Annotated in this window: 21 protein-coding genes and 2 pseudogenes; 5 read left to right on the top strand and 18 right to left on the bottom strand. The window is 62.0% G+C overall.

Going from position 1 to position 21,160, the window contains the following annotated elements; genetic code table 11:
* The first annotated feature begins 68 nt into the window (after positions 1-68).
* On the top strand, positions 69-515 hold the full coding sequence (locus ACP99_RS01190; RefSeq protein ID WP_049984842.1) for an orc1/cdc6 family replication initiation protein: 447 nt from the start codon (positions 69-71) through the stop codon (positions 513-515).
* 11 nt (positions 516-526) lie between these two features.
* On the opposite strand, the gene ACP99_RS20750 is transcribed toward ACP99_RS01190, so the two are convergent.
* The 4 genes from ACP99_RS20750 to ACP99_RS01170 all read right to left on the bottom strand — a co-directional run bounded on the left by ACP99_RS20750 (position 527) and on the right by ACP99_RS01170 (position 2,466).
* A complete protein-coding gene (locus tag ACP99_RS20750) occupies positions 527-1,141 on the bottom strand; it encodes a winged helix-turn-helix domain-containing protein (RefSeq protein ID WP_081927023.1) in 615 nt (204 codons plus the stop codon).
* An 85-nt stretch (positions 1,142-1,226) separates the two neighbouring features.
* The gene (locus ACP99_RS01180) at positions 1,227-1,571 is read right to left on the bottom strand and encodes a PIN domain-containing protein (protein ID WP_231554191.1); all 345 of its coding nucleotides are present in this window, start codon (positions 1,569-1,571) and stop codon (positions 1,227-1,229) included.
* Positions 1,572-1,627: 56 nt separating this feature from the next.
* Positions 1,628-1,867 carry an antitoxin VapB family protein gene (locus ACP99_RS01175; RefSeq protein ID WP_049984840.1) on the bottom strand — a complete coding sequence of 80 codons (240 nt, stop codon included), beginning with the start codon at positions 1,865-1,867 and terminating at the stop codon, positions 1,628-1,630.
* Between the two features lie 68 nt (positions 1,868-1,935).
* Positions 1,936-2,466 carry a winged helix-turn-helix domain-containing protein gene (locus ACP99_RS01170; RefSeq protein WP_049984839.1) on the bottom strand — a complete coding sequence of 177 codons (531 nt, stop codon included), beginning with the start codon at positions 2,464-2,466 and terminating at the stop codon, positions 1,936-1,938.
* Between the two features lie 143 nt (positions 2,467-2,609).
* On the opposite strand from ACP99_RS01170, the gene ACP99_RS20320 reads away from it, so the two are divergent.
* Positions 2,610-2,747: a hypothetical protein gene (locus ACP99_RS20320; RefSeq protein ID WP_197052328.1), complete on the top strand. Its 138-nt coding sequence runs from the start codon at positions 2,610-2,612 to the stop codon at positions 2,745-2,747.
* Here the strand turns inward: ACP99_RS20320 and ACP99_RS21470 are convergent.
* The 3 genes from ACP99_RS21470 to ACP99_RS01155 form a co-directional block, all read right to left on the bottom strand.
* Positions 2,697-3,263 carry a SprT-like domain-containing protein gene (locus ACP99_RS21470; protein WP_081927021.1) on the bottom strand — a complete coding sequence of 189 codons (567 nt, stop codon included), beginning with the start codon at positions 3,261-3,263 and terminating at the stop codon, positions 2,697-2,699. The genes ACP99_RS20320 and ACP99_RS21470 overlap by 51 nt on opposite strands.
* A gap of 54 nt (positions 3,264-3,317) precedes the next feature.
* Positions 3,318-3,983 (bottom strand): helix-turn-helix domain-containing protein, encoded by a 666-nt coding sequence (locus tag ACP99_RS01160; RefSeq protein WP_156105572.1) that lies wholly within the window; start codon positions 3,981-3,983, stop codon positions 3,318-3,320.
* Between the two features lie 84 nt (positions 3,984-4,067).
* Entirely contained in the window at positions 4,068-4,535 is a 468-nt protein-coding gene (locus tag ACP99_RS01155) for a hypothetical protein (RefSeq protein ID WP_049984837.1), read from the bottom strand.
* A 323-nt stretch (positions 4,536-4,858) separates the two neighbouring features.
* Between ACP99_RS01155 and ACP99_RS01145 the strand changes: the two genes are divergently transcribed.
* The gene (locus tag ACP99_RS01145; RefSeq protein ID WP_197052320.1) at positions 4,859-6,103 is read left to right on the top strand and encodes an aminotransferase class I/II-fold pyridoxal phosphate-dependent enzyme; all 1,245 of its coding nucleotides are present in this window, start codon (positions 4,859-4,861) and stop codon (positions 6,101-6,103) included.
* 55 nt (positions 6,104-6,158) lie between these two features.
* On the opposite strand, the gene ACP99_RS20315 is transcribed toward ACP99_RS01145, so the two are convergent.
* From ACP99_RS20315 to ACP99_RS19780, 5 genes and pseudogenes are all read right to left on the bottom strand, one after another.
* Positions 6,159-6,314, bottom strand: coding sequence for a hypothetical protein (locus ACP99_RS20315; RefSeq protein ID WP_197052327.1), 156 nt, complete (start codon positions 6,312-6,314; stop codon positions 6,159-6,161).
* 47 nt (positions 6,315-6,361) lie between these two features.
* A pseudogene (locus tag ACP99_RS18875) lies at positions 6,362-6,525 on the bottom strand (IS6 family transposase); the annotation flags it as partial.
* Between the two features lie 537 nt (positions 6,526-7,062).
* Positions 7,063-7,479 (bottom strand): annotated as a pseudogene (locus ACP99_RS18870) (transposase); the annotation flags it as partial.
* A gap of 469 nt (positions 7,480-7,948) precedes the next feature.
* A complete protein-coding gene (locus ACP99_RS01140) occupies positions 7,949-9,067 on the bottom strand; it encodes a M24 family metallopeptidase (RefSeq protein ID WP_049984834.1) in 1,119 nt (372 codons plus the stop codon).
* Positions 9,068-9,121: 54 nt separating this feature from the next.
* Complete coding sequence (locus ACP99_RS19780; RefSeq protein WP_156105571.1) at positions 9,122-9,259, bottom strand: hypothetical protein; 138 nt, start codon at positions 9,257-9,259, stop codon at positions 9,122-9,124.
* A gap of 241 nt (positions 9,260-9,500) precedes the next feature.
* Here ACP99_RS19780 and ACP99_RS01135 point away from each other — a divergent pair, with 241 nt between their 5' ends.
* Entirely contained in the window at positions 9,501-12,248 is a 2,748-nt protein-coding gene (locus ACP99_RS01135; RefSeq protein ID WP_049984833.1) for a pentapeptide repeat-containing protein, read from the top strand.
* Between the two features lie 160 nt (positions 12,249-12,408).
* Here the strand turns inward: ACP99_RS01135 and ACP99_RS01130 are convergent, their stop codons facing one another.
* Positions 12,409-12,942, bottom strand: coding sequence for a hypothetical protein (locus ACP99_RS01130; protein WP_049984832.1), 534 nt, complete (start codon positions 12,940-12,942; stop codon positions 12,409-12,411).
* A 150-nt stretch (positions 12,943-13,092) separates the two neighbouring features.
* Here ACP99_RS01130 and ACP99_RS01125 point away from each other — a divergent pair, with 150 nt between their 5' ends.
* Positions 13,093-13,791 (top strand): hypothetical protein, encoded by a 699-nt coding sequence (locus tag ACP99_RS01125; RefSeq protein WP_049984831.1) that lies wholly within the window; start codon positions 13,093-13,095, stop codon positions 13,789-13,791.
* A gap of 38 nt (positions 13,792-13,829) precedes the next feature.
* On the opposite strand, the gene ACP99_RS01120 is transcribed toward ACP99_RS01125, so the two are convergent.
* The 5 genes from ACP99_RS01120 to ACP99_RS01100 form a co-directional block, all read right to left on the bottom strand.
* Complete coding sequence (locus ACP99_RS01120) at positions 13,830-16,445, bottom strand: tubulin-like doman-containing protein (RefSeq protein WP_081927019.1); 2,616 nt, start codon at positions 16,443-16,445, stop codon at positions 13,830-13,832.
* A gap of 318 nt (positions 16,446-16,763) precedes the next feature.
* On the bottom strand, positions 16,764-17,543 hold the full coding sequence (locus ACP99_RS18860) for a PP2C family protein-serine/threonine phosphatase (protein ID WP_081927015.1): 780 nt from the start codon (positions 17,541-17,543) through the stop codon (positions 16,764-16,766).
* A 24-nt stretch (positions 17,544-17,567) separates the two neighbouring features.
* Positions 17,568-18,830, bottom strand: coding sequence for a serine/threonine protein kinase (locus ACP99_RS01110; RefSeq protein WP_049984828.1), 1,263 nt, complete (start codon positions 18,828-18,830; stop codon positions 17,568-17,570).
* Positions 18,831-19,751 carry a double zinc ribbon domain-containing protein gene (locus ACP99_RS01105; RefSeq protein ID WP_049984827.1) on the bottom strand — a complete coding sequence of 307 codons (921 nt, stop codon included), beginning with the start codon at positions 19,749-19,751 and terminating at the stop codon, positions 18,831-18,833. It lies immediately after the preceding gene.
* Positions 19,752-19,791: 40 nt separating this feature from the next.
* The gene (locus ACP99_RS01100; RefSeq protein ID WP_049984826.1) at positions 19,792-21,069 is read right to left on the bottom strand and encodes a serine/threonine protein kinase; all 1,278 of its coding nucleotides are present in this window, start codon (positions 21,067-21,069) and stop codon (positions 19,792-19,794) included.
* Between the last annotated feature and the right edge of the window lie 91 nt (positions 21,070-21,160).

Genomic DNA, 21,160 nt, shown 5'->3' with positions numbered 1-21,160 from the left:
GCTACGGGGGTGACCCGCGTTGACCCGGACGACGTACTTCTCGGCGCTCGCGAACGACGACGACGAGATTGTCGATATTCTCCGCGCTCGCACCCGACGCCGTCGACGAGAGAACGCTCGCGACGATCGCCGATCTGGCCGCCGGGGACGCACGGCTCGCGATCGCACTGCTTCGCCGAGCAGCGAAAGAAGCGGAGGCGGAGGGACAGGATTACCTGAGCCCAGGTCTCGTCGCGGCCGTCAGCGACTCGGCGACTGCGGAGGTCCACGAGCGGAACATCGCGTTACTCTCGACGCACCAGCGACTCCTCTACGAGATCATCGCGAAGGCCGGAACGGTCGGCGCTAAAGAACTGCGTTTGACGTACGAGGCGGAGGCGTCGCGGCCGGAATCGCCGGCAACGAGACGGCGGTATCTGGACTCGCTGGAGCGGTACGGACTGATCAAGCAGCGCGGATCGACACGCGGTACGAGGTACTGCATCGCGGATTCCGCATTACGGATAACGCAGTAAGCGCCGCCGGTCTATTCCGTTGACTGGGTGATGTCGTCGCGGAGGGCTCCGTGGTTCTCGATTGCTGTACTTCCTTCTGCAGCTCGCGCCGCCGCAGAGCGACTGTCGTCCGGGTCGAAGTCGTAGAGCGCGAGCGCCGCCTGGGCGATTTTGAGGTTCTGGTCGATCTGCTGCCAGCGGGTGAGATCCTCCCAGCCGTCGTCGCCGGGCTCCAGGTCGAGCGTGAGTTCGTCGACGTCGTCGGCGTCGTGTCGCTCCTGGAGCTCCCGACGTTCCTCTCTCAGTTCCCGGATCGCTTCCCGGATCTCGTCTTTCGTGTGCTCGCGGTGAATGTCGGCGATCCGTCGCATCGCGAGCATCTGTGGCGCGCGCATATACCGGGTGCCGTCGTCGGTCGCGATCGCCTTGACGCGGCCGGTCTCCGCGAGGGCCGAGAGGTGCTTTCGCGCCGTCGGCTCGCTCACCCGCGCTCGATCGGCGATCTCCGCAGCGGTCTGGGGATCGGTCGTGACGTCGATGATCTGCCGGACGCGCTCGAAGGTCGTCGTGTCGGCCTTCCAGTCCTCGACGACGGCCTCGTTGACGTCGCCTTGCCAACGATCGTCTATGGGCTCCGGATCTGTCATACTCGTTCCTACTGTCGCGTGCGATGAAATGCGTTCCCAGAGAGAAGCATATTTTGTGTAGGTGGCTTGGAACGATCCCGAACAGTCAGTACGTAACGACTTCCAGTCCTTCGACATCCTGAAAATCGGTATCGTTCGAGACGACAGGCTCATAGAGCAGCAGCCCGTGAGCGGCGACAACGGAATCGGCTCCATCGAGGTTTTTCAGTTCATCGGAGGCCGCGTGTTTGCCCCGAAGCGTCCCCGATCGGCGGGCAACCTTCTCGTCTTGAACGGGCACGGTTGCCGAGCGAAAGAGCGTTTCATACGTACGGCGAATCCGAGCCGCCTTCTCGTCGTCGGTCATCTTCCCGAGTCCGAAAAAGAGCTCTGCGACAACGGCGGAGGGAATCCGCCGCGGGGAACCGGTGGATTCGATCTCTTCGGCCAATTCTCGGGCGTCCGAATCTTGGACGGCCAACTGTCCGAGATACTGGGTATCGAGAATCACGGGAGCTGTTCCTCAAGCTCCTCGCGGTTCTCCCCATCGGAGTTCTCAAGAGCGGTTTCGAGTTCGTCCGGATCCCAGTGATCCTCACTCAGTTCGGCCATATCGTCGGCGAAATCGAGGAGCGTATAGTCGTCGACCAGTCGTTCGAGCGCGTCACTCAGCGTCTCGCCCGGCCGCTTCTCTGATTCGATCCGCGCGTAGAGGTCTTCGCTTACCCGGATCTGTTTCGTCCCCATGCCTATGCGTTGACGCCGTTGACAGGAAAATGTACCGCCGATGGGCGCGTTCTATTCCGTCGCTGTCGTCAGTCAACGGGATGCGCGTCGGCGATCGGTTCGAGCGCCTGCAGAATGATCTCGGCTTCGAGCGGAGAGATATCGAGTTCGCGGGCGGCGATCCGGTGATTGACCGTCCCGTCGACGTACTCGAAGGCGTATTCGAGCGCGGTCGCGAGGCCGTCGAGCCCGTGGCGATCGATGTAGACATCGAGGTCCTCGTCCTCCTCCCGGCGGGCCACGGCTGCGATGAGCGCCGGCGTGATCGTCCGAGAGTCGCCGTCGATAGAGAGCGTGAGCGAGATCGGCTCGGCGTCGTACTCGTAGGGGCGCTGCTCGCTGACTTTCGTGAGGAGGCTCGCGTCTTCGAGCTTCTGCACGTAGTCGTAGGCCGTCCCCTGCGGGACGTCGAGCGCGTCGACGACGTCGGCGACGGTGATGGGTCCCTCTCGCAACGTGTAGGCGTAGATTCGGGCGAGCACCGGCGTCTCCAGGAAGTCTGCGACCGTCTGGAACTGCCGGATGGGCGTTCTGTTCGATCGCACCGGAGATTTCGACATCGTAGTTACGAATTATCCATAATTCGAAATAAGGGTTGCGGGGCTGGTGGAAGGGCTCAAAACACGTCCTGTAACGGCCCCGCGTCCTGCACGGTCTCGTGCGTCTCTCGAACGTCTTCGAAGGAGAGGAAGCGCAAGCTGCTGTGTTCAGCCGGGTCGGGGACACGCTGGAACGTGGGCCGATTGATCTCGCCGCGTACCTTGTCCTCGTCGTCGTCCTACTGGAGGACTCAGGAACTCTCGTCAGTATCAGGGTCGTCTTGGTTTTCGACGACCTCTAAACACCCCCCGCATTGCCCACATTGAAATTCGCTAGGACGCGTCACAAGCTTCGAACGTCGATAGCGTGCGTATCGGTTGCTACACGAAGAACAGGAGACCCACCACTTGGGTTCTGCAAACCGAGCACAATTGACCTCCGTATCCAATTTCGAGGCCAATCGTTTGAAATCGGGACCGTGGCTGCTGTCGCCCTTCTCGTTCAGTAGATGAATGTGAATCAATTCGTGGCGAATCGTTTCGGCGACCCGTTCCCATCCACAGTTCTCGAAGTACTCCCACGTGAGTATCACCTCCTTCGGCACACTCCCTGAATACTTGACAGCACCCGCTCGACGTTTGGCTCTCATACTAATACTCCACTCAAGCGTAGAAACGTCGACGGAGAGATCGAAGCGATCGATTACCTCACGTGCATAGACTTTTGAAACCGCAATCAGTTCCTCTCTGGAACAGTTTCGGTCGATCTCATACCATTGGTCATCCGGTATGGACCCATTGGATGTACCGTTATTCATAGATCAGAAATTCTCTTCGCTAGCGTCTCTTGCTGCTTCTTGGCGTTCTCCTACTTAGTTGTCGTCGTGACCGAGTAGAAACTGCCCGACGACGCGATCAGTCGCGCGCCGAAGGGTCTCGCTGGCCGTCGACTTGTCCACTCCGAGCGCCGCGCCCAGCTCCGTCAGGTCGCACTGCCGGGGGACCTCGAAGTAGCCTCGCTGGTGGGCGACCGTCAGGCACTCACGCTGGCGGTCGGTCAACAAGCCCTCGGAATCGTCGGTGTGGACCACGGTGAGGAGTTCGTACGGTATCTCCGAGGTATCGAGTGCCGAGCCGAACGCCTCGAACTGCTCCCGCGTCGCCGTCACGTCGAACTCCATCTCCCCGTCCTCGACGAGCATCGGGAACTCTGGCGGGAACGAGGAACCCCAGAGGAACTCATAGAGGCTCTTCTCGGCGGCCTCGTACTGGGAGATGACCCGTTCGTCGTCGCCGTAGAGTCGATCGAGCCCGGTGACGTCCGGATGGCTCCGGATCGCGTCCGTGACCGCCGCGGGGTCCGCGGCTCGGACTTCGCCCAATTCGAGTGCGGTGTCACCCATCGGAACGCCGGTGAGCAGCCGGAGCGTCGCGTCCGGAAACGATCGCGAAACCTCGCTGGCCCACACGTCTCCGGGAAGCTCGATCCGGAAGCGCGCGCGGATCACGGCCGTCGCTCCCGCGGTGTGTCTCGGCATTGAAGCGCCATCATACGCCACGGATCGAACCGGTCGATCAAAAACGTCCGGTCGGTGAGTCCCCGGATTCAGGGCCCTCTACGACTAAGACTGTCGGGAGTCGTGTCGGTACCACAGCACGGCCCCGTAGACAGATCCGGCGGCGACCGAGGCGATGAGCGCGAGGAGGACCCCGAAGGCGAGATACCCCAGCACCGGATCGGCGTAGGGGAGGATCACGTCCCGCGGCGGCTCGACGGCCCACGGGCTGACGTGGAAGTACGCGAGCATCCCGGTACTGAACGCGAAGAACCCGGCCCAGAACCTCGCGCCCACGCGGTTCGTCAGCGTCAGAGAGAGCCCGATCGCGAGCAGCGGGTAGATCGCGAGGCTGTACGTGAAGGGGTTCACCTCCGGCGTGATCGGCCAGCCGACGTGGTTCCCGCGGATGACGTGATCGACGTGATGCGCCGCACCGAGCACCGTCGGAACGGCGGTGAAGACGAGAAACGCCCTCGTCAGGCTGTCGTCGATCGTCGGCAGTTCCTCCGGAAGTCCGTCTCTGATCGCCATATTCGAGCGTCGGTCGCTATCGGGATGAGCGTTTGACCAATATGTTGGGCAGCGGGCGATTCGCTCAGCATTCGTTCATCGCGCGTTCACTCGCGAGCGCCGGATCGAACGCCGCTGGAGCGCGATTTCGCCGAACGGCTCCACTTCCGCTCACGGCCCCACCAGCGGTATCTCGGTATCGGTCGTCGACGAGATGGTTCAGAACCTCCAGCGGGGGGCCGAATGAGTACTCCTCGAGCAGGGCACCGAACGGATTCACCGGGTGTTGGTGATCGGTCGGTGGCGAAATATCGGTCTGTGTGTCAACCTCTGTTTCCCTTCCCGTGATCGAGGGCCGAGGAACCCATATCAGCAACACAACCGAAACAAACACTACCAATAAACTAATGGCACGAAACAAAACCGCATACCTGCGCAGGAAGTACGAGGAGATGAACGAACGGGGAGAAACGTGGCCGCTCAAACAACTAGAGACGGCATCCCAAGCGAGGCCGATAGTCGAGGGGCGAGAGGTCATTATGCTCGCCTCGAACAACTACCTCGATCTGGCGAATGATGCCCGTCTCCGGGAGGCGGCCGTGGACGCGATCGAGAGATTCGGCGTCGGTGCGGGATCCGACTGGTCGATCGCAGGGTACACCGAACTCCAGGACGAACTCCACACGGCTATCGCTGAATTCAAAGGAACGGAGTGTGGATTGTCTTATCAAACCGGGTTCTCGGTGAACGCTGGCCTGCTCCCGCAGTTGTTAGACGACGGCGACGTGTACGTCTCCGACGAATACAATCACGGAAGCATCATCGACGGAATCCGACTTTCCCCTGCTGATTCTCTCGTGTACGAACATTCAGATATGTCCGACCTCGAACGGGTTCTACGGTCGGCGCGCAGTGATTACAATCGAATTGTCGTGGTGACCGACGGGGTCTTCTCGATGGACGGCGACGTGGCAAAACTCGACGAGATTCACCGCCTCGCCGAGGAGTATCAGGCGATGACGTACGTCGACGACTGTCACGGTGAAGGGGTTCTGGGCGATGGCCACGGCATCACAGGCGAGTTCGGTCTCGAAGAAGAGATCGACTTTCAGATGGGTAGTTTCTCGAAGGCCTGTGGCGGGTTCGGCGGAATGCTCGCTGGCGATCAACGCGTCGTGGATTTCGCGTACAACACGTCGAGGACGTGGTTGCTGAGCGCTGGCTATCCCCCCGCCGTCGCCGCTGCAAACAAGCGCGCTCTCGAGATCATCGACGAAGAACCCGAACGCGTCCAGGACCTGTGGAGCAAGCGCGAGTACTTCCTGTCCGAACTGGAGGATCTGGGATTCGATACGGGAGCGAGTGAAACACCGATAATTCCAGTGATGATCGGAGACAGCAAGACAGCCAAGGAGTTCGCCGAGCGACTGTTTGAGAAGGGCGTTTTCGCCCTCTCGATCGTCTACCCGATGGTTCCACGCGGGGAGGCGCGGATCCGTAATCAAATAAACGTCGGGCTCACCGAAGCAGACCTCAATGAGGCCTTACGAGTCTACGAGGAGGTTGGTCGAGAACTCGATATTATCTGACCGGGCGACGAGGAACCGACCGGTGCAACCGGCAACGAGCCGGGCAGACGATGGATCAAATGTGGGTGACGTGGGTAAAGTCGTCGTCGAGCGCTTGGGCGTCCTCGGGCAGCAGTGCCACGACGTGGTAGTCCGCGTAATCGGCGAAGTACTCGACGAGTCTGGCGATCCGGTCGAGTCGATCGCCTCCAGAAAAGATAATCCGATACAACCGCTATCGCCGTTGAGGTGCCGATGGTGTTCAAAATAAAGCTGATTCTATGCGAAAGCGAACGATCTCAACCACTCGCCGGCAGTTTCTGCTTTGGCGTTGCTGAAATAGTTTGAAAGGTGATAGTTCTGCGTTTTACCCTACGAAAGACACGTTCGACACTGTTCCGATTTCTATGTCGTTCGTATTTGAAATCGACGTTGTGTTTGCGACTCACCTTTCAATCCTTATCTAAACACCGCCGGGCTTTGTTAGTCAAATAGTTTTAGAATCGATATAAATATAAAATATCTTATAAATTAGATATTCTACTGAGTTTCTGAATTCGTACTGGTGCACGCGGTAGCTGAGATGTTCTTATCGGAACCAGCCAATCAGATCGTCTGCATCATTAACAAAAATTACAGCGCCTAAGACGTCATATTTCTCGATGAACTCGGTGATAAAATTCTCCTACAACCGGAATAGTATACGTGGAAAACAGAATCAAGTCGGCTTTCCGGATTCAGTTTTGAACCGCGATCTGCCTTCGCTATCCTCCCAAGTTATCATATTATTATATTATATCTATAAATTATATATGCGCCAAGCAGTGGCGAACGCTTTTCTATAACCTTGTGGGGTGTCCGCTCTCGCTCCACATACTCCAAGTCTATCTACTCGGTAGATTCGCTGAGGCGGGCGATTGGCAAAGGCATCAGAATTCTACTTTGGTCAGCTCAGAAGAATCGCCATACTGCGCTTGGTTTCACGGTTTCACCGCTTGCCGGATGTTGTGAACGACACAGTTCACGACGAGTTCACGGAATTCGAGGTAACCAGGTTCGCGCACGCGCGGCGTCGCCGTGCGTGCGCTTAATCGACGAGAGAACGGTCTCACACATCGATCGTTGGCGGTATGAGGCCCATCGACCCGCGCGTTATGCGCGTGGTCGATGGACCTGAAGATGCGATACGTAATCAGCGGTCTCACGTCCTCTTCAGGTAATTTCTCGCGTAAATCTATCCAATCGTAGCCTTTGTCGGCGGCGAGGCTAGCCAGGTAGCCTGCGTTGCGGGAGGCGACCTGCCAGCCGAGCAGTGTGTCGTGCGTTTTCTCGGTGGTACAGTGAACGTCAAGGATAGCTTGAGATACTGGAGCGACGGGAGCGGTCGCTTTGATCGTCACGTGTATCGCGTGCGGCTGTATCCATCCAAAGGACGCGTCCTGTATACGTGGGTGAGGACAACGTCCGAGGACGGAAATTCGGGACCCACGAGAGCAACGGCTCGAAGTGTCGTTAACTGTACTGAGAGTATATTCCGCCCAAGGGAGATCTGTGACGAGGGATTTGCTACCCCCGTACTGTCAGAGGCACTCTCCCGGATGAACAGTCGCGCTCACTGCGGATCAACCCCGGATTTCACCCGAAAAGTGAATGTGATAAATCGAGTGAACCTCTGTTTAGATCTACCTTCGGGCGGTGGTGATTGTGAGCGGCAACGACTCGTCCCGACGACGGTGAGAGACCCCCGCCGGCGTCGAACTCCGAGCGACGACTCGGGGCCACTCCGCTCGGAGATGGTCCACGATGAGCGGATGCATCGTCGGATGGTGAGGATCTCAACCGAGCCACTGCGGCCGAACGGCCGCGCTACGGCTCCCACGTCCTCGGCGTGTCGTTTATCCGTTCACACCCGGATTCGGTGACGACGACGAGGTCCTCGATGCGGACCCCGAACCGCCCGGCGAGGTACACGCCCGGTTCGACGCTGCAGACCATCCCGGGTTCGAGTTCCCGGTCGTTGTTCGGCTTGAGGAACGGGGGTTCGTGCAGTTCGAGGCCGACTCCGTGCCCCGTCCGGTGGTAGTACGCATCGCCGTACCCGGCCGCTTCGATGACTTCCCTGGCGGCCTCGTCGACCGTCTCTGCGGTGACCCTGGGTGCAACGGCGTCGACCCCGCGTTCGTGAGCTTCGAGGACGGTTTCGTGGACGTCCTCGAACTCCGCCGGGGGCTCGCCGCCGAACACGAGCGTTCGCGTTTGATCTCCCAAGTAGCCGTCCACGATACCCCCGAAATCCATCATAACGGGGTCGCCTTCCCGTATCACTCGGTCGCTGTGTCGGTGGTGCGGTTTCGCGCTGTTCGGACCGGCTCCGACCATCGGCTCGAACGCGACGCCCGTCGATCCGTGGTCCCGGAGTCGCGTTTTGATCTCGAACGCGAGTTCCCGTTCGGTCATCCCGACGACGTCAGCGCCGAGTCCACGAATCTCTTCGGCGACTTCGTCCGAGAGGGACCCCGCCTCCTCGAGGGCGCGTAGTTCCTCGTCCGTTTTGCGGATACGTAGGTCCTCGAGGACGTCACTCGCGAGCCCGAACGTCGCATCTGGGAAGTACGCGTGGAACTGCCCGACGAACGTCGCCCACATTCGGTCCTCCAACAGGAGCGTCCCGTCGCGGAGGTCGTGCTCGCTCAGAAGGGCCTCGACGAGGTCCATCGCCGTCTCCGGCGATCGCCACGGCCACGTCCGGACGTCCTCGACCTCCGTCGCGTCGGCGATCTGCTCTCGGTACATCTCGGGGACGATAAAGACGGACTCCCCCGTGGCCAACACGACGAGAAACAGCAACCGTCGGTCGGGCTCGTCGGTGAACCCAGTGAGGTACTCCATATCCGGGCTGGGAGAGACGATCGCGGCGTCGGCACCGACGTCTACGAGCGCTGATTGACAATCACGGGTCCGACGCGTGAAATCGAATTGGACCATCCTGTTTTAATACCTACAAGTCATAGAACTGATTGGTGGGCTAACGACCGGCCTTCATTTCACGTTCTCGATAGTGCCGCACTCCTCACACTCCAGCGTCCAGTCTGAGAGTTTGATGTACCCCTCTCGCTCGTCTTCCGTTCGCCGCCATTCGGCCGAGCACGCGGGGCACTCACCCGACCATTTCGGCATACGTGACGGTTTTCGCATTACGTAATAAAATTGCCGATAGGCCTGCTAATGCCCGGCAGTCCGAACGGTGAATCGAGTATAACTGAGCAGGTACGTTCCGTCAAGTACGGCGATCAGAGCAACCCGAATCACCGCTCCTGTTGAAGGACAGTTGTCGGAATACGCTTTGAATCAGTCCGGATGGTTCGCGACTTGTCGTGATCCCAACATTCAAGGTTTTCGCTGGGGCTTGGGTATACCGATGGCCGCCGATTCAGACGGAACGTGTTCCTACGTTTTTCGATCCTCGGAGTGGAAATCTGATCACGGCCTCGAGGAAGTCCCACCGGACGTTCCGGACGAGTGGTCCTGTCATCACGACGCCGCGGCGGGATACGATCGCTGTCACTTTCATCTCTCACCGGCGGAGACGGATCCAGACGCCGAACGGGAGGCGCTGATCGAGGCTATCTTCGCCAGCGATTCACCGATCGTGGAGTACACGCCACGCTTTTTCGGCGCCCGATTGACCGGGATCGACCTGGGCAGCGCGTCGATCGACCTCGATCACAACCACCCTATCGACTTTCGGTGTTTGCGGGTCCACGGGGACGTCGACGTCGCGAATGCGACCCTCAGACAGGCCGTCTCTCTGGACGCGACCGTCGTCGAAGGTAGCCTCGCAGGCCACGACGTCACGATCGAAGACGAGATGATCGCGACGGGGGCGCAATTTCGGGGGGCCGTCGACCTCTCGAACGGTCAGTTCGGCGATCACGTGCGGTTCGACGAGGCCGTGATCGACGGAGACGTAACGTTCACGACGGCGGGGTTCGAGGCGGACACCTCGTTCATCTCGACGGAGTTCAACGGGGAGATCTCCGGCCACCACGCGAGGTTCGACGGCGACCTCGACTTTTCGGGCGCAGCGGTGACACAGAACGTTTGGCTCGAAGACCTCGTCGTCGACGGGACCACGAGTCTGTCGCGAACCCGCATCGATGGACAACTCCAACTCGAACGCGCGCGGTTCGGAGGGAACTGCTGGCTGGTGCGCGCTGAGATCGGCGACGGCATCCACCTCGACGGTGCCCGCTTCGATTCGAGCGTGATGTTCTCGAAGACCGTTGTCACCGGTGACCAGGGCTGTTTTCCCGGCGTGACGTTCGAAGACGAGATCGATTTCGAGGGGGCAACGTTCGCTGAGGGGGTGGACTTCTCCCGGACGCAGTTCCGCGGCATCGTCTCCTTCTCGTCGGTTCACGTGGGGGGGCCCGCACTGTTCACCAACGCGCTTTTCGAGCGCGATGCGATGTTTCTCGAGTCCGTCTTCGAGGACAACCTGGAGTTCCAACGGGCGGATTTCGAGGCTGATTTCGATCTGTCGGGGGCAGAAATCGGCGGACACGGCCTGTTCGAGGACCTCTCCGTCGGCGGCGCGATGGGGTTCTCCCGCGTCGACGTCGCCGGGCGGGCGCAGTTCGAGCGGTCGCGGTTTCACAACAACTGCTGGGTCGTTCGGACGGTGATCGGCGAAGGGGTCGACTTCGACGCGACGACGTTCGAGTCGCGGTTGCTGTTCCGTCAGAGCGGGGTCGGCGGTGCCCGCGCTCAGTTCGCTGGGGCCACCTTCGAGGACGAAGCCGACTTCAGCGACACCATCTTCGCCCGCGGCGCGGACTTCTCGGAGACGCAGTTCCTCGGCCACGCGGAACTGCAACCGGTCTATTTCGGTGGCGAGACGACGTTTTCGGACTCGAAGTTCGAGCAGAACGCCTCGTTTCTCACCTCGCGTTTCGACGGCGACGTCTACTGCCGGCGGAGCGTGTTCGAGAAGGACGCCAACTTCTCCGGGGCGGTCGTCGACGGAAACGCCTGGTTCGAAGACGTCGAGGTCAGGGGCACGCTCGGCTTCTCCCGCGTCGAAGTCGACGGGTTGGTTCAGTACGAGCGCTCGACGATCGAGGGCAACACCTACCTGAAATACACGGAGGTGAGAGACGAGTTGCACTTCAACGACGTCGTCCAGAACGCGGGGTACTTCGACGAGATCGCTGTCGGCGGCGACGCACATTTCACTCAGACCGTGTTCTCGGACGACGTCACGTTTCGCGGGGGCCAGTTCGGCGGGCGGTTCAACTTCGACGGCGCGATCGCCCGCGAGACGGTCACGTTCGCCGAGACGACGTTGCACTCGACGCTCTCGCTGCGGGAGGCGAGCTTCGGCGAACTGATCGTCGCGGGTGGCAGTCACTCTCGGGAGAATCTGACGGTCGATCTGTCCGAGAGCGTCGTACAGAGCGGCTATCTGGCTCATCCGAACGAGGGGTGGTTCCTCTACGATCTGGAGGACGCCGAACTCGGCGAAGTGACGCTCGAAGCCGTCGACGGGGCGGACACGCTCCAGTATTTCCGGTTCAAGAACACGTCGTTCGACGGGTTCGACTTCGGGAACCACAACAGCCTCTTCTCCGCGACGAACTGGACAATCCACAACTGCGTGAACGACGACGCGTTCGAGGCTCTCTCGCCTGCGGACGTCGAAAACACGTATCTGAAAGCCAAAAACGGGGCGAAGCAGGTGGGAGCGACGAAAGCGGCAGCGGAGTTCTTCATCAAAGAACTGCGGTACCGACGCCGAAAATACGGAGACCAGTTCCTGGCGGTCGGGATACGGAACAAGGCGGGGCTTCTCAGACGGTGGTTCGGCAACGTGACGCTGTCGGTCGCGTCGGGCTACGGTGAACGGCCGGGGTACGTGGTTATGTGGTCACTCGGGATCATCGGGGTGTTCAGTCTGGTGTTCGCGCTGCTGCTTCCCGAACAGCCGTACGACAGTCCGATCGGCTACCTGATCTTGAGCACCGAGTCGTTCGTGACGCTGCTGCTCGGAGGAGCAACGCCGGTCACCGACCCCAGCATTCGACTGCTCGCGCCGCTGGAGGGGTTCTTGGGCGCGTTCCTCATCGCTCTCTTCGTGTTCACGCTGACTCGGTCGATCGACCGGTGAGTGTCAAGGAATCTCAGTTCGACACTGTAAGAACGACCGTAACACTGGCCGATGGTGGTTCGTTCGGCTGCGTTAAGGACCCTTCATCGTGGATCACCCGCTCGGAAGTAGCGGATTTCGATAAATAAATGTTTGCTGGGAGAGGGGTCACCCCGCGCGGTCACGAATCGCTCCCGACGGCAGCGGTCCCGCAGTTCGGGCAACGGGCTCCGACGAGCAACCGGTCGAAATCGGCACCACAGTCGGGACAGCTACGCCCCTCGACGTCCCGCGAAGCGCCGGCGGCGTCGATCGCGAACTGCCTCGTTCGTCGGTCACGAGTCGGAGACCCGAATCGGCTGTCCGCGGTCGAATCCTCCGAATCGGAAGTCAACAGCGCTCGAAGCGTTCGTTCGATCGGAGCGGCCTCCAAGACCACGACGAAGCCCACGGCCAGTCCAACGCCGATCAACAGCGCCTCGCGGAACGCGACTGCCACGGCGGCGAGCGTCACGACGGCGACAGACGCGGCGGCGTATCGGCCGCTGCGCGACAGTCGCGGCCACCCGAAGGCGACCGCTTCGTACAGGAGATATGGCGCGAAAAGCGGGATCGCCGAAAACGATGCCTGCCACCCGAGCAAAACGCAGACCACCGCCGCAACCGCGAGACGGAGGAGGCTCGTCGTCGACTCGATCGATCCGCGACTGACCATACCGATACTCGGAACCCGTCTCATAATATAGTAGCGGAGCGACCGACGACGGCGTGGGGCGGCCGACGGGGCGCGCCCATCGTCGTGACGGTTTTCATACGTGTACGACAGTCAATCAATTTTATATAAACCACCACAGAATGTGGGGCTATGCTCTCGGAGTTCTTCGGGCGAAAACTCACGCTCGGTGTCGTTGTCCTCGTCGGGATCGGACTTCTCTCTACGCCGGTCGTCGCGAACGTGACGATGGACGCCGACACCACGTACAGTGGCGTCGAGGCCGACGATCAGACCATCGAAGCGACCGTTACGATCGGTCCCGACGACGCGCAGATCGACGACGTCGAAATCGAGGTCGACGCGACCGACCGGGGCGTACTGGACTTTCGGACGTTCTCGGAGTCTCTCGAACCCGCGAGAGCGGACGCGGAGGTCGATTACTTGGGACAGGGAGAGTACACGGTGAGTCAGATCAACCAGGGCGAGCAGTTCGTGATCTCCTTCGACGCCTACCCGAAGACGATTCGCGAGGAGAACCTGACGGTCGCGACGGTCACCATCGAATACACCCAGCGCGGCCAGCGGCTCTCGGACACGCGTGAGGTCAGCGCGAATCTCTCGAACTCGGAGTATTTCGCCCTCCAGCAGTCCCAACGGGAAGTCAGTAATCTGGAGGGCGACCTCCGGAACCGGCAGTTGATAACCTACGCGAGCGTCGGGCTGCTCGTTTTGATCCCGCTGTTGGCGGTCTTCCGCTGGTGGGAGAAAAACCGGGGCGGCATCGGCGGTAGCGGAGGCGACGGCGGAAGTGGTGGCAGTGGCGGTGGCGGCGGCGGTCGGTTCGATTAAGCACGGCGAACGGTCGCCTGCCGGACGTCTCTCCTCTCTTACTTTCGATCGAGCTGTTTCAGCCGTTCGGCGATCGGGCCGTCGGTGAACAGTTCGGGGTACGCGAACGATTTCGCGATCTCCTCGTCGGTGTATCCCGCTCCGAGTTCCTGTTCCGTGTCCTGATTCGCGTCGGTGAACACCATATCGATCGTCCCGAACTCGCTGGTGTTCTCGAGCGTCACCGGCATAAACCACGTGACGAACCGGACGGAGAGGCCGTCGGCGATGGCGACGCTCTCGCCGACCTGGTGGTCGAACTCGTCGATCACCACCTGATGGACGTTGTTCTGTCCCTCGATCTCCAGAGACATGATGTCGTTGACGACGGGGAAGTCCTCCTCGTTGTCGCGGCTCATCATCGAGCCGACGATCTTGTCGGCGTACGCCTCGACGTGTTTCTCGTCCTGGACGGGATCGTCGGCCACGGCGCTGGAGTTCAAAAGCGCAGAGAGCTTGCGGGCGACCTCGTCGGACTCGACGATGTCCTTCTGGACCATGTCCGCGATGCTGGGCCACTCCAGCACCATCTCGTCTGTCAGTTCCGCGATGTCCGCCTCGGACAGCAGCCCGTGGCGTCGGAGCTTTTCGACGTTCGCGTCCGATTCGATCCCCGCTTCCTCGAGTTCCGCTTCGGTCACCAACTCCGCGTCGACGAGCGCGTCGACGTCGAGGATCCGGTAGAGATCCGCCTCTCGCAGCCGGTCGACGTCCTGCAGCGCGGGTTTGAAATACCCCTGCGTGCGGTCGCCGCTCCGGAGGGAGTCACGGACGTTGTCGTACCGCTTCTCGAGGGTCTCCAGTTCGTCTTCCTTGTCCGCCTTCTCGCGCCGTTTCGTTCGGATGAGCCCGTCGCGGGGGTGTTCGAGCCCGTCAGTTTTGGCGTCGCCGATCGACTCGCTCGCCCCCTGGAACCGGCTGCTGACGACGTTCTGCAGCACGGTGAGCTTCTTGTACTGCTCGTATTTGTCCGGGAGGGTGTCGTAGTACGCGCCGAGTTCGTCGATCTCGTTGTTCAGTTTCCACCGCTTGACCGGCCGGATCGTGCTGTCACGCTCGTTTTCCAGTTCGGAGCCGTACTCCTTGATGAACTCCTCGACCGCGTTCTCCCACTTCGCGTCGGCCGGTTGCGTGTCGAGCGACCGGAACTGCTTGGGGAACCGCGACTGGATCTCGTCGTTCCACTTGGGGTGGTCCCAGATCTCCTCGACTTTCGCTTTGAACTCGTGATTCTTCACCCGCCGTTTCAGGTGTCTGTCGAGCGCCTCGGTGTAGAAGCGGTCGACGACGTCGTCGGCCTCGAACGGCTCCCCGTACTTCGGCGAGCGGGCGTGGTCCCGGAGGTTCGAGCGCGCGGTCTCGAGAACGTCGTCGACGACCTCGTCGACGTCGGATCGGTCGACGCTGTTTCCGACGATACTGACCTCTTCCTCCAGTCGATCGGAGATGTTGACGTCGCTCGGGGCCTGAGCGCACTCCTCCAGCAAGTCGTGGTCGAGGTGTTCGAGGCCGTCGGGGACGCCTTCCACCGGATCGAGCGTGATTCGCCGGGCCTCGGTGAGGTAATCGACCGTCTCCTCGTGGTGGGAGATCTCTTCGTCCAGTTGCTGGGCCTCGGCCTGGACCTCGTCGATCCGTCGCTTGGCCTCGACGAACTCCCGAGCCTCCTCTGTCGGGAATCGCAGTTCCGCGGAGGTGATCGCCGCGAGGGGCTCCTCGTCGTAGTTGTCGTAGTACGGGAAGTCCTCCGGCTGATCTTTGTTCGCCAGATAGTAGATGCCGTTCGCCGCGATTCGATTCATCCGCCGGCGGTAGGCGAGCTGTTCGCTGTTCTCCTCGGAGAACCCGATGAGCCAGTACTTATCGAAGAGCGTCCCGTCGATCTCCAGCCCGTCCTCGCCTGGATTGAGCACGTCTGACTGCACGTCGATGAGCGGGGGCGACCAGTGCGGGTCGTCCCGGTCGTTGATGAGTTCTCTGAGTTCCGCGAGCGCCGCGTAGGCGTTCGCATAGAGGACCTTTCGCCCGTACGGCGGGAACTGATCGTCCTGCAGTCCGACCAGGCGGGGCAGGGAGCCCACACCGTTGAGGAGGAAGTCCTCGCTCATCGGTTCGGTGATGCTCTGGACGAGCGCCGCGATGATCGGGAACGCGCCGCTTCCCGTCCCGCCGCCGAGGGAGTTCAGGAGCCAGATCTGATAGTACGAGGAGTTGGTGTCGCGATCGATTTTCGTGTCGGAGACGAACGACTGGATTCCGTCCCGCAGTTGATTGCGCACCTTGTCGTGGTTCTGGCTCCACTCGACGTGATAGCGTGAGACCGGGCGGGTCCGACCCGTCCCCTCCTCGGTCTTCAGCGAGAACTGCTCGCCGAGATAGCGATAGTCGTGTCTGTGTTCCTGATTGAACCACTTCTCGTCGGGCTTGTCGAGGTGAATCCGCGTGACGTTCTGCCCGACTTGCGGCGTTTCCTCCGTCAGGTCGCTGCTACTCGAATCGATAGTGAAGAACTGAAACGCGTCTTGGTTGCCCTCCTCGTGGACGAGAGAGTGAACCGACTCCAGCATGCGACACCCGGCTTGCCCGATCCCGATGACGATCGTTGGACGAGACATTCGGATGCCCCTTCTAAGTGTGTGTTAATAGGTATTATGCCGACACGTTCGTACGCCGTCGGGGAAATCGAAAAACGGAGCGTCCTCACTCGTCGAGGACCGTCTCGTCGCTGTCTAAGTCCGGAGCGTCGTCGTCCGAAAACGCTCTTGTGAGGTCCGAGTCGGCCGCCTCCGCCTTCGCCGGCCGGCTCTTGTCGGCGAACAGCACGACCGAGAAGTTGTCCGTGCCGCCGCGTTTCTGGGTCAGTTCGAGCAACCGTTCGGCGGCCTCTTCGAGCGTCCACGCGTCCAACACCCGATCGCGGATCTCGTCGTCGGTCACGACGTGCTCTCTGATCTTCGCCTCGACGGCCTCCTTGTCGTCGGCGCGGAGGTACTCCTGATAGAGTTCGCGGGAGCGATCGTAGGCGTCGAGGAGGCCGTCGCTGGTGAACAGCACGACGTCGTCGCCGAAGATCGGGACGCTCGTGAACTCCACGTCGGGGTTGCTTCCGCCGACGGCGCGCGAGATGGTGGACTTGTCCGTGTGAACTCTCGCCACCGTGGGGGAGATCTGCCTTCGGCGACGTAGTAGGCCACCGCGGAGTGATCGCGGGTCACCTGCTCGATCCGTCGGTCGCCCCGGTTGATGACGTAGGCGGGGCTGTCACCGACCCAGCCGACGTGGAGGCGACCCGGTTCGTACACGCCGACGACGATCGTCGTCGCCGACCCCTGCCCGCGGCGTCGCTCTCTGATCTCCTCGTCGGCCGTCGCGACGGCATCGGAGATCGCCGCGCGGATCTCCGACGTGTCCGGTCGGGAGGGGAACCCGTCGGTGTCCATCTCGAGGTCGTCGAAAACGGGGTTTTCCGCCCGGGCGAGCCGGAGCGCGACCGAAGACAGTTCCTCGGGAACGACGGTGGTCGCGAGGTAGGAGGCGACGTCGCCGCCGGAGGTCCCACCGACGCCGTCGGCGAGGACGAAGACGCCCGTGGACTGGCGAACCGAGTCGCGATGGGACTCGTCGAAGACCATCGCCGCGACGCTGTCTTCGTTGATCCCCCCGTCTCTGTGCGCCTTCCGTCGACCGATGTCCACCCTGGTCGCGTGGTTCATACCGCAATGCGTGGGGCCCACATCTTAAACATTCACCCAGGGCCGTCCCTCGAACCGGAACCGCGCGCCGTACCGTTCGTCGACGGGGACGATCACGTCGCCCGGGACGAGCCTGCGGCGCTCCGGGAACCGCTCCTCGGAGCCGATCGAACGTTCCCGCCGTCCGCGGCGGCTGAGCACTCGGTGAAAGTCACCGTGCCGACCGACGAGGGTGCCGTTACGTCCGGTGTCGATCAGCTCCCAGCAGTTCCCGTCGAGGGCGAACTGGGCGTGCTGTCGGGAGACTGCCGGCGGATGGTCGTCCGCGACGGGGACCGCCGGGTCGGTCGTCTCGTCCACTCGTCCGATCCGGTCGCCGGGCGAGATCGCGTATTCGGCGTCCGTGTCGGGATCGACGACCGTCGCGCTCGGAGGGCCCGGATCGGGGTCGCGACGGTACAGCGCGTCACCCAGCGCGAGGGCGTCCGGGTACCGTTGTTCGGGGTCTGGATCCGTGGCGCGATCGATGATCTCGGTCAGGTACGCCGGCGCATCGACGCGCGCTCCGGCGTCGAACTCCCGCGGCGGGACGAATCCCGCAAGGAGGCGAAACAGCACTCGGCCGAGCGCGTAGACGTCCGTCCACGGGCCCGGGGATCGCCCCGGGTCCCGTTGCTCCGGCGCTTTGTACCGCCCGCGGTCGTGGTCGCCGATCTGGATGACTTCGTCTAGATCCGCGTCACACGCCTCACAGGTCGCGCTGTTCGCGGCCTCGTGTCTGACGAGTCGGCCGCAGTCCGGACAGGCGGGCGTGACGCGACAGGTGTTCAGATCGATGAGCACCGGCCGGTCCGATCCGGTGAGGATCAGGTTGTCCTCCTTGAGATCTCGGTACACGATGTCGCCGGTGTGGAGCCGACCGAGCGCCGAACAGGCCGACAGGCCGATCGATCGGACGACCGAGGGGTCGAACCGCTCGGTCCGCTCCGAGAGCACCGCGCCGTCGACGTAGTCGACGACCAGGAAATCGGTTCCCCGCTCCACGAAGTGCTCGTGGAGCGTCATGATGTTCGCGTGCCCGCCGAGCGTCTCGATCGTCCTGAGCGCGCGGACCTCTCGGGAGACGAACGCGTCGATGTCGGGGTTCGTGCTCCCGAAGAACGGGTACTTGATGCAGACGTCCGCACCGCTCTCCGTCTCGGTGGCCCGGTAGACGGTGGTGAAGCCACCGGTGTCGATGTACTCGACCAGTTCGTACTCGCCGTCGGCACCGACGAGGCGATCGCCGACGTCAGGTGCCCAGTGCAACTACCTGATCCGGACGGTCGCGGTCGTGACGCCGGCGATGTCGAGCGCGTCTCCGTCCTCGATCTGGTACTCCTCGTTGGCGGCGAGCTCCTCGCCGTTCAGTTCGGTCCCGTTCGAGGACTCGAGGTCGACGACGACGAACCCGGGGTCGGTCCGCTTGAACAGGAGGTGCTGGCGACTGACCCGCTTTGCCTCTCTGGCGTCGACGCCCTCGCCGTGGAGGTGCTTGCGGATCTCGCGTCCCAGTATCGTCTCGTCCGTCGCGGTCAGCGCGCCGCCGTGGTCGAACTGGAGTTCGACCTCGCTTCCGCCGCTCCCGGGACTGTGTACCGGGCCGCGGGGATCCGCCGGTTCGGAACCGCCGCCCCGCCCGTCGGCGGGACTGTCGGCTGCGTCCCCGGCGGCATCTTCCGCACCGTCTCCCGCACCGACGCCAGCGTCGGCCGTTTGGAGGTCGTTGGTGCACATCGGGCAGAACTTCTCGTCGCCCGTCAGGTCGTCGTAGCCGCACTCCGGGCAGGTCGTTATCGGATCGGCCCCGCCGTCGTCCCCCGACAGCGGCTCGGTACATTGCGGACAGAATTTGAACGAGGGGTCGACGTCGGCACCGCACTCCGGGCACTGCGAGCCGTCGGCGGCGTCCGCTCCGGACTCGCTTCCGGCCGACGGCGACGAGGCGTCTCGCTTCTGTCGCGGGTCCCGAGCCGGAGAATCCCGCTGTGACGCGTCGGCGGATTGCTGCTCCGGCGTGCCGTCGGCTGATCCTTGCTCGGGGGAGCCCTGCTGCCGTGGATCTTTCGGGCTCGCTTCCTCCGCCCGTCGCTCGCGCAGTTCCGGGATCGGGCTGCCGCAGTCCGGGCAGGCGATCGAGTTCGGGTCGGGATCGACGTCCTTGTCACAGATCGCACAATGTGCCGACATAGTAGAACAGGTCTAGCGCCTGATACATAACAGTTTCTCGCTACTGGCGGCTGAACTGCAGTCTGACGCCGCGGTCGGGTCGGGGGACGCCGATCACGGTGAGGTCGTCGAGCGTCGCGTACTGCGGCGGTGCCTCGCCGGGCTGGCCGTCCCACGACTCCCGCTGCAGAATGCCGTCCCAGTCGGGGAGCCGCGACGCAGACGGGTCGCTCGCGTCGATGACGGTGCCGTTCGTGCTCTTGTCGACGATAACCCACTGGTCGCCGTCGAAATCGAACTTCGCGTGGACGCGCGAGATGATCTGGTCGTCGTCCTCGAAACCGATCGTCGGAAACGGCCCCGAGGCGTTCTCCCGACCGATCGTGTCGCCCGGAGCGACCGTGTATTTTTCACCCGTTTCGACGTTCGTCAGCACCGCCTCGGGGAGGTCCTTGTGCGCGTCCGCGTCCCGCTGTTCGAGGCAGTATCGCATCACCCCGGCGTTTCGATACCGGTTGATCGGCTCCAGCGCGGTCGCACGAACGACGATGTCGGCGAGGTAGTCCGGACAGTCGATCCGTCCGCGGGGGTCGTCCATCGGGTGGGCCGTCACGAGGCCGGTCGCGAGGAAGTACAGCAGCTTCCCGATCGAGTACACGTCGGACCACGGCCCCTGGATCCCGTCGGCGTTCTTCACTTCCGGGGGTTTGTACTTGCTCCGGCCGGCCGGGCCGGCGCGGATCTGCGTCTGCCTGTCGAGGCGCGTGTTACACTGCGGATTCGGACAGTACTGGTCCGTCGAACTGTCGAAGTCCACCTTCTGTCCGCAGTTGCCGCACTTCGGAATCGTCCGTGCGGTGTTGAAGTCGATGAGGACGACGTCGTCGTCGGGCGTGAGCATCGCGTTGTCTGGTTTCAGGTCCCGGTAGACGATTTCGAGGTCGTGGAGGACCGAGAAGATCCCGCACAGTTGCGTTCCGATGTCCGTGACGAGATCCGGGTCGTCGATGCCGCCGTGTCGTTCGAGTTCCTCGCCCGCGACGAACTCGACGATCATGTACTGGACGCCGCGTTCGACGACCGTTTCGCGGAGCGACATGATGTTCGGGTGCGAGCCGTTCCGCTCGATCGTCCGCAGGGCTTCGAGCTCTCGGCCGAAGTACTTCTCGACGGCGTCCTCACTCTTTCCGGCCCCGTAGTTCGGATGCTTCACTGCGACGGTGTCCCCGGTCCTGCCGTCGGTCGCCTTCCAGACGACGGTGAAGCCACCGCGACCGACCTGCTCGTCGATCCGGTACCGGTTCCCGATGCGGTCCCCCACCGAAAGTTCCCGTCGCATACCCCTGCTTGTGTCACACACGCAATTAATCGTTCGCCTACCGGGACGTCGAGTCGGCACGAGGATTTAATAACCAATCTGTCATCAAGCG

Origin of the sequence: Halobellus rufus, assembly GCF_000739575.1 — an archaeon.
GTDB classification, from domain to species: Archaea; Halobacteriota; Halobacteria; order Halobacteriales; family Haloferacaceae; genus Haloquadratum; species Haloquadratum rufum.
This window is presented reverse-complemented; position numbering and strand designations above follow the sequence as displayed.